Below are 7,138 nucleotides of genomic sequence, written 5' to 3'. Positions count from 1 at the left end.
TGCCGGCCGTCATACTCGTCCACAGGGGCCTCCTTCGTCGTGGTACGTCGTGACAACCCCAGGGAAACCCCTGACCAGGGTGACTGTCACGAGGAGCGGAGGCCCCGCTCCTTCATCGCATCAAGCATGTGGTGGGACTGGACAGCAGCGCCAGCCACTAACCGCCTAGGTTGCGGATCTCCTCGTAGAGATCGTCCGCTGGGCTCGACCCTCGGTAGGGCTCAGCGCGGAGCATGGCGGCGAACCTGGCAAGCCGCTTCTTGATCCAGGAGATTTGGCGGTCTGCTGGTAGGTCGAGGATGGGGCGGATGGCGGCCGTGGCGGAGTCGAGGTCACCGACTTGCAGGAGAGCGGTCCCTTGGTAGACGTGGGCTAGGGCCTCGTCGTCCAGGGACCGGCTTTCCGGGGGCTCCTTCTCCCATAACGTGATTGCCTGCTCGGCCTCTCGTGCGGCGCGTTCCGCGTCGGCTCCTCCTGCTAGCCAGATCAGGCTGCTTCCTGCGTAGTAGTGCTGCTTGGCGACCGAGAAGCCGAAGAGACCATCCACCGAGTCCGTGGTGGCCAGCTCCTCCCGCTCCGTCTGGGCGAGGTCGAGAGTTCGGTTCGCTCCCACGGAGTCGCCCAGGTTGGCGTGGCACTGCGCCACGCCGCACAGAAGCCGAATACGGCCGGTGCCCCTCGCCTTGTACCGCAGTCCGTCGTGCACGTAGTCCAGGGCGTGGGCGTAGTTGCCCTGAAAACGCGCGATCAGGCTCTGAGTGCCGCGTGTCCACGCGCGCAGCTCGTTGTCTCCGGCATGTTCGGCACAGGTCCAAGCGGCCTGTGCGTGGGTCATGGCCGCGTCGGCGCTCCCCAGGTCTAGGGCGGCGTACGCCAGTACGCCTTGCAGCCTGCCCAGCAGGAGGTAGAGGTCTTTGAGTTCGTGGGGGCGGTAGGGCGTTACCAGGCGCGCTACCCAGGTCCGGATGGCCAAATGCGCAACGCGCCGGAGACGTTCGCCCGCAAGTCCGAGGCGGACCGATACCTCACGCTGGTCGAGGCGCAGCTGGCGCGGCGGGAGTGGGTCGATCCTGAGCGAGCCAAGGTGACGCTGGAGGACTACGCGCGGTTGTGGATCGATCAGCGACCGAACCTGCGACCCCGGACGGTTCACCTGTACGGCTGGCTCCTGGACAAGCACATCGTGCCGTACCTCGGCGGGGTGGAGCTGGGCCGGCTGGACACTCCGATGGTCCGCGACTGGCGGGCAAAACTGCTCGGCAACGGCGTCTCGGAGACCATGGCGGCCAAGGCGTATCGGCTGCTGCGTGCGGTGCTGATGACGGCGGTCAAGGAAGACGAGATCCTGACTCGGAACCCGTGCCGGATACCGGGCGCCGACCAAGAGAAGCCGGCGGAGCGTCCGGTGCTGACGCTCGCCCAGGTCTTCAAGCTGGCCGACATCGTGCCGCCTCGGTACCGCGCCCTGGTCCTGGTCACCACCTTCGGCTGCCTACGTTGGGGTGAGGTCGCCGCCCTCCAACGACAGGACATTGACGCGGTAGCCGGCATCATCCGGGTCCGGCAGGCGTACACCGAACAGCGCGGCGTCGGTCTGGTTCTCGGCCCACCGAAATCCAGGGCAAGCCGGCGCACCGTCAGCTTGCCGCCGGCCGTGGTCGAGGTCGTCCGGGACCACCTGGCGGCCGAGGTCGACGACAACCCGGACGCGCTCGTCTTCACTACGGAGAGCGGGCGGCCGATCTGGCGGGGCAATCTCAACAAGCTGATCGACTGGAAGGCGGCCGTCGCGCGGATCGGGCAACCGCATCTGCACTTCCACGACCTGCGGCATACCGGGAACACCCTCGCCGCCAGAACCGGGGCGAGCACCCGCGACCTGATGGCGCGAATGGGGCACGACTCACCACAGGCAGCGTTGATCTACCAGCACGCCACGGCCGACGCGGATCGGGCCATCGCCCAGGCGCTGCACGAGGTGCTACGCGCGGACCGGAAGACGTCCAAGAAGTCTGCCGGCGGCGCGGGCAAGACCAAGGACAAGCCGGGCAAGAAGTCGGGCGGCAAGAAGGGCAAGAAGCGGTCAGCGGACCCGGAAGGCACCAGGGATGACCGAGGCTAATGGCACGCCAATGGCACGCGGCCTGGTCCTTGGCTACGGAACATCGAAGGCCCTGACTCGGACTCGCGTCCTGGCCAGGGCCTCGATCGTGGAGCGGGTGACGGGAATCGAACCCGCACTGTCAGACCCGAAAATCCAATGGTGAGTGGGCAGGCGGCAGCACCCGGCGCAGCGCAGCGGAGCCGGGTGTGGGTGGCTGGGTCAGGCGGCTTCGGGTTCGGCGATGATGGCCTTGCCGTCGCGGATGGTGATCTTTTGACCGGTGACGGCCTGGAGTTGGGTGGCGAGGTTTCTGGCCCTGCGCTGTTTGTCGATACGGGTGTCGAAGTAGTCGGCGCCGAGGTCGCGGAACCGGACGGCAGGGTCGGACAGCAGGTGGTAGACGATGACGAGGACCGCGTTGCCGGTGGCCACGGTCGCCTTCTGTTTGCCGCGCCGTTTGGCGATGCGTCGGTGCCGTGCGCCGAGGAAGCTGTCGGTGCGGCAGGCGCTGCCGGCGATGTTGCCCAGGGTGGCGGCCAGCCACGGGCTGCCTTTTGCTCGGCCCTTGTTCTTCTTCTTCCCGGCGGACTCGTGGGTCTGTGGGCAGAACTTGGCCCAGGACACCAGGTGCGCGTCGGACGGGAAGCGGCTCATGTCCACGCCGACCTCGGCGATCAGTTCCTGCGCGGCCGTGGGGCCGACTGCGGTGATCTCACTCAGCTGCGCCACCTGATGGGCGAAAGGGGCGACCGCCTCGGCGATCGTGGTGTCCAGGGCGGTGATCTGCGCGGTGAGCCGGTCGATGTTGTCCAGCATCATCGCCAGGATGGCGCCGTGGTGATCGGTGAAGAACCCCCGCAGCGCCTCCTGCAGCTGTGCAATCTTGACACGCAGCCGGCCCCTGGCCATCTGGGCGAGGACCGTCGGGTCGCGCTGTCCGTCGATGAGCGCGTGAAGTATCAGCCGCCCGGATACCCCGAACACGTCGCTCACCACAGACGTGATCTTGATTTGGGCGTCTTCGAGCAGTTTCTCCACCCGCTGCATCTCGCGGGTACGGTCGCGGATGAGCGAACGCCGGTAGCGGGTCAGGTTGCGCAGCTCACGGATGGGTTTGGGGTGCACCAGCGACGGCCGGCACATGCCCCGCTCGGCGACCTTGGCCAACCACACCGCGTCGGCCTTGTCGGTCTTGGCCCGCCCCGGTACGTTCTTGACCTCGCGGGCGTTGACCAGCCAGCACTCGAAGCCCTCGGCCTCGAGCAGATAGTAGACGCCCTTCCAGTAGTCGCTGGTTGACTCCATGACGACCCGGGTGACGCCCCAACGGCGCAACCAGCCGGCCATCTGCAGCAGCGCCGAGGTGGTGGTGGCAAAGCCGCGTACCTCCTGCATACGCCGACCCGGCCCGGACTCGTGCGGCACCCGCACGCACGCCTCCAACACCGCCTTACCCAGGTCGAGTGCGGCCACCCGCTCGACGTGTAACTCCTGCTCATCGACCTCTTCCATGACGGTCTCCCGTGAGGGGTTGGGACAGGGAAAGGCCGCCCGCGGGAGCCGGCGGAGAAGATGAAGAGTCGGACCCTCGTGCTCGTAGCAACAATGCGCAGCCCCTCAAAGCGGCTCCCAGCGTCAAACAGCTTGACGGCCTCACCTGCGCCATGAAGTCACCGACGTCGGCGGGCGACCATCCCGGATTTTCCCGCATGCGCGGCGCCCCGAAGGGACCCGAAAACAGCTTGGGAATCGTGTTGATCTGCACGGCGGGTAGTCGCATCACCTGGGACATCGCTACCAAGCGTTGATCACCGGCCAGGTCGCGTGCCTCTGTGGCCCCGTGTTGACCGCTGCATCGGGCACGGATCGGGCACGACGCTGGCAGAACGAGACCACGGGCGTCGCTCGGCGTGCCAGGAAGCCGGCGCAGGAAGGTCAGCCGCGCCCGGCACTGCTCGATGGTTCCGCTCAGGTACGCGATCGTCCGGCCGGGTGCATTGCCTTGGCTACTCGCTTGGCTACTCAAGTCATCGCCCCCAGGCTTCGACCCGTCGGGCCTCAAGCTCACCTCTGCTCGGGCCGGACTCGCGCCGCGCCCTGGCACCATCGTCAACTCGCTATAGCCAACCCGAAGCGCTGCGGACACCGCGCTGGACGGTCTCGACCGGGGCACCGGATCGCCCGACGCGACCTTATCTATCTAAGGCTCAGCGGGTGTCGGGTTTGTTTGGGAACGTGTGCGGGCACGGAGGAACCAATGCGCGGCGACCAATGGGATGACGCCGACGGGGTACCAGGCAACATCAATGAGGTCGAACTGGGCGCCTAGCAGCTGGCGCGCGAGCCAGCTGCGTTGGGAGAGTGCCGCGGGTATGGGGGTGAGCTGCGCAAACTCGATGAACCAGCAGTATGCGATCGCGGCGCTGCCGGCGGCCAGTGGGGAGATCAGCGGCCATATGAAGATCACTATCGTGTAGACGATGGCCGCGGACAAGGCGGCGCCTGAGTACTGTTCGATGGGCCCGTCCATCGTGGCGCGGATTGCGAAGGCTGCGACTGTAAAGCCGGCTGCCGACACCACCATCAGCAGCCGAGTCCAGCGCACTGCGAGCGGCATCGCGCCATCATAAGTTGCAGCGCAGCTAAGGTGGCAGCTGGTCTGCTGACCTTGGACGGGCCGCAGCTGCACCGCTGCTGCACTGAAGCCAGCTGGTCGCTGCCCGCCATTTGCCAGCCAACCCACCTGGTTGAGTTGAAGCGGAACCTAGAGCCGCTGACTCGCCACCAGGAAGAGCCGTCGGCGATACCTGCTCACACGGCGTCTCGGGCTGCCACTGCTGGTGGTTGGTTGACGACGTTTGACGTCGTCTTGTGCCCCCTGTGTGCCCCACGCTGCCAGCGGTCCACAGCCACGCTCGGCCTCACACAGCCAGCCATGGCTCGCCACCATGCAGGCCAGCAACCTCGCATTCCGGGATTCGCGCGACGAGAACGATCACCCGCTCGGGGTCAGCCGGCGCTCGTCCGAGCACCCGCACCTCGGCCTGTTCAGCGATGGTTGCGTCGGCCAGGATAGAGAACAGAAGGTCGCCGTCGGTCTTGCTGTACCCATCGGCCGCCAGTTCGATGGTCGCGCCGGAGTGCAGCTCGATAACCCAACGGCCTGGCGGCCCGGCAGCGAATCTCACGGGTCGAAGGCTAGCGTCCAAGACAGCCGGGCAACGGTCCGCGCCAGCGACACACGGTTTAGGAAGGGTGTAGCGCCTACTGCGGCTCCCCTCCACCTACCAGGACATTCGCCCGACGGCTCCCCAGCGATACGCTTGATCATTCCGCGCATGCTCCGGATCTTGCCTGCTAGGCCTCTGGATCTATCGATTGCGGGCGACCCGGGCAGGGTGGGGCTGACGGCGTGCCGCTGCTAGTCCCGGGGGCAGTCCCTTGCCACGGTTCTCGCGGTGATGGGCTTGCGCCTGTCCCCGCCGAAGACCATGGTGGTCCACATCGACGAGGGCTTCGACTTCCTCGGCTTCCGCATCCAGCGGCACCGCAAGCGAGGCACGGGCAGGCGCTGCGTATACACGTACCCGTCCAAGAAAGCGGTCACCGCGATCAAGGACAAGGTCCGCACGCTCACCCACAGTTCAGCACAAGCCGACCTGACCACCCTGCTGGAACGCGTCAACGGCGTACTACGGGGGTGGAGCAACTACTTCAAGCACGGAGTGTCGAAACGGACCTTCAGCTACCTCGGCGCCTTCACCTGGCGCCGGACAGCTATCTGGATCCGCAAACGACACAAGGGCCTGACGTGGAAGCAACTCCGACGGCGCTTCATGGCCGGCGGATGGACGATCACCGACGGACAGCTCACCCTGTTCAACCCGGCCTCGGTCACCGTGTCCCGATACCGACGCCGCAGCGTGATCCCCAACCCCTGGACACCCCTGACGCGTCGCCTGACCCAACCGACGTGAGTCCGTGGAGAGCCGGATGCAGCGAGAGTTGCACGTCCGGTTCGGAGGGCGGGCCGAAGAAACGGACCGGACGAAAGCCCGGCACCGCGCTTCGGCCCGACCTTACTGGGGTCGCATGGCCCGGCGTGACGTCTGGCTGGTGTTTGACGGCCGGCTGTGGCGGGTCCGTGGCCGCCTCGGGGGTGACGGAGGGCAGGAGGTGTCGTACGACTTCCAGGACGAAGCCTCCGCCCGCGAGATGGTCGACCGGATGATGAAGACCTCGGCCGGCACATGGCGGGATCTCACGGAGGCGGTTCGGAAGGAATCCAACCGTCGACGCGCGAGCTAATACCGGTAGTCACTCAAGGGCTGGGTGCCTAGTGACCCACGATCAGCAGCTTGTGCCTGTGCACGCTTCTCCGCGAGTAATGTCCGGACGTCAGCCGCAAACCGCCCGTGCCCCTCTATCTGCAGTGAAGACCGGTCCCTTGACACGTGCGCACGCGCGAGTTTCCGCCAGGAGAAGGGTTGACTGACCAGAGCCCCGGTAAGAGCAAGGATGCCGCCGCCCGCCACCAGCGCCAGTGTCGTGTCGTCGAGCGTGCCGGTAATCTGCAGGAAGCGGACAAGGCCGAGAACGTAAACGGCGACGCCGAGAACCATGACCGCGATGCTGGCGACGTACACGCGGTGCAGGGCGAAACATTGGACGCAGTAGGGCCAGTCGTCAACCTCTATAGGCGGCCATTTGGCGCGGGCTGCCCAAGTGGCCACGATCGCCACCGGTATCGCCCCTAACGGCCCGCAACCGTAGCCGACGATAATCCCGCACAGAAGCGCGCCGATCAAAACCCATGGCGGAATCCGCTGGCGAAACTTGACGGGGCGTGTGTCCTCCGCCGGCTCGCCATGCCGTACACACACCCCGACCGCGTCAACCCAGGCAATGGGACTGCCCCCGGTTCGGTTGACTCCCCACCTGTGAGGATGCGTTCCTCGCTGGAAGGATGTCTGTCATGCCGAAAGCGTTCCCCCTGGAGTTCCGCCGTGACGTGGTCGCGGTCGCCCGCAAGGG

The 7,138-nt window shown here is 66.4% G+C and carries 8 protein-coding genes; 3 read left to right on the top strand and 5 right to left on the bottom strand.

Annotation, left to right across the window (positions count from 1 at the left end; genetic code table 11):
* Positions 1-157: 157 nt before the first annotated feature.
* A complete protein-coding gene (locus KBX37_RS35105) occupies positions 158-835 on the bottom strand; it encodes a hypothetical protein (RefSeq protein WP_247659446.1) in 678 nt (225 codons plus the stop codon).
* 48 nt (positions 836-883) lie between these two features.
* Here KBX37_RS35105 and KBX37_RS32825 point away from each other — a divergent pair, with 48 nt between their 5' ends.
* Entirely contained in the window at positions 884-2,122 is a 1,239-nt protein-coding gene (locus KBX37_RS32825) for a site-specific integrase (protein WP_247659445.1), read from the top strand.
* 201 nt (positions 2,123-2,323) lie between these two features.
* On the opposite strand, the gene KBX37_RS32820 is transcribed toward KBX37_RS32825, so the two are convergent.
* The 3 genes from KBX37_RS32820 to KBX37_RS32810 form a co-directional block, all read right to left on the bottom strand.
* Complete coding sequence (locus tag KBX37_RS32820; protein WP_210779713.1) at positions 2,324-3,616, bottom strand: IS110 family transposase; 1,293 nt, start codon at positions 3,614-3,616, stop codon at positions 2,324-2,326.
* A gap of 688 nt (positions 3,617-4,304) precedes the next feature.
* Positions 4,305-4,721 carry a DUF2809 domain-containing protein gene (locus tag KBX37_RS32815; protein WP_210779712.1) on the bottom strand — a complete coding sequence of 139 codons (417 nt, stop codon included), beginning with the start codon at positions 4,719-4,721 and terminating at the stop codon, positions 4,305-4,307.
* A gap of 304 nt (positions 4,722-5,025) precedes the next feature.
* Entirely contained in the window at positions 5,026-5,292 is a 267-nt protein-coding gene (locus tag KBX37_RS32810; protein ID WP_210779711.1) for a hypothetical protein, read from the bottom strand.
* Between the two features lie 273 nt (positions 5,293-5,565).
* Here KBX37_RS32810 and KBX37_RS32805 point away from each other — a divergent pair, with 273 nt between their 5' ends.
* Together KBX37_RS32805 and KBX37_RS35380 are read left to right on the top strand one after the other, a co-directional pair.
* Positions 5,566-6,081: a group II intron maturase-specific domain-containing protein gene (locus KBX37_RS32805; protein WP_247659447.1), complete on the top strand. Its 516-nt coding sequence runs from the start codon at positions 5,566-5,568 to the stop codon at positions 6,079-6,081.
* Between the two features lie 199 nt (positions 6,082-6,280).
* Positions 6,281-6,412: a hypothetical protein gene (locus KBX37_RS35380; RefSeq protein WP_256440409.1), complete on the top strand. Its 132-nt coding sequence runs from the start codon at positions 6,281-6,283 to the stop codon at positions 6,410-6,412.
* Here the strand turns inward: KBX37_RS35380 and KBX37_RS32800 are convergent.
* The gene (locus tag KBX37_RS32800; RefSeq protein WP_210779709.1) at positions 6,409-6,750 is read right to left on the bottom strand and encodes a hypothetical protein; all 342 of its coding nucleotides are present in this window, start codon (positions 6,748-6,750) and stop codon (positions 6,409-6,411) included. The genes KBX37_RS35380 and KBX37_RS32800 overlap by 4 nt on opposite strands.
* Between the last annotated feature and the right edge of the window lie 388 nt (positions 6,751-7,138).

This window comes from Micromonospora sp. U56 (genome assembly GCF_018070095.1).
GTDB classification, from domain to species: Bacteria; Actinomycetota; Actinomycetes; order Mycobacteriales; family Micromonosporaceae; genus Micromonospora; species Micromonospora purpureochromogenes.
Note: the sequence above shows the minus strand (reverse complement) of the source record. Positions and strands in the feature narration are given on the sequence as shown.

What these genes read in the sequence shown, in the direction of transcription:
- KBX37_RS35105 (WP_247659446.1), bottom strand. Translation starts at nt 835, where the DNA reads ATGACCCACGCACAGGCCGCTTGGACCTGTGCCGAACATGCCGGAGAC.
- KBX37_RS32820 (WP_210779713.1), bottom strand. Translation starts at nt 3,616, where the DNA reads ATGGAAGAGGTCGATGAGCAGGAGTTACACGTCGAGCGGGTGGCCGCA.
- KBX37_RS32815 (WP_210779712.1), bottom strand. Translation starts at nt 4,721, where the DNA reads ATGCCGCTCGCAGTGCGCTGGACTCGGCTGCTGATGGTGGTGTCGGCA.
- KBX37_RS32805 (WP_247659447.1), top strand. Translation starts at nt 5,566, where the DNA reads ATGGGCTTGCGCCTGTCCCCGCCGAAGACCATGGTGGTCCACATCGAC.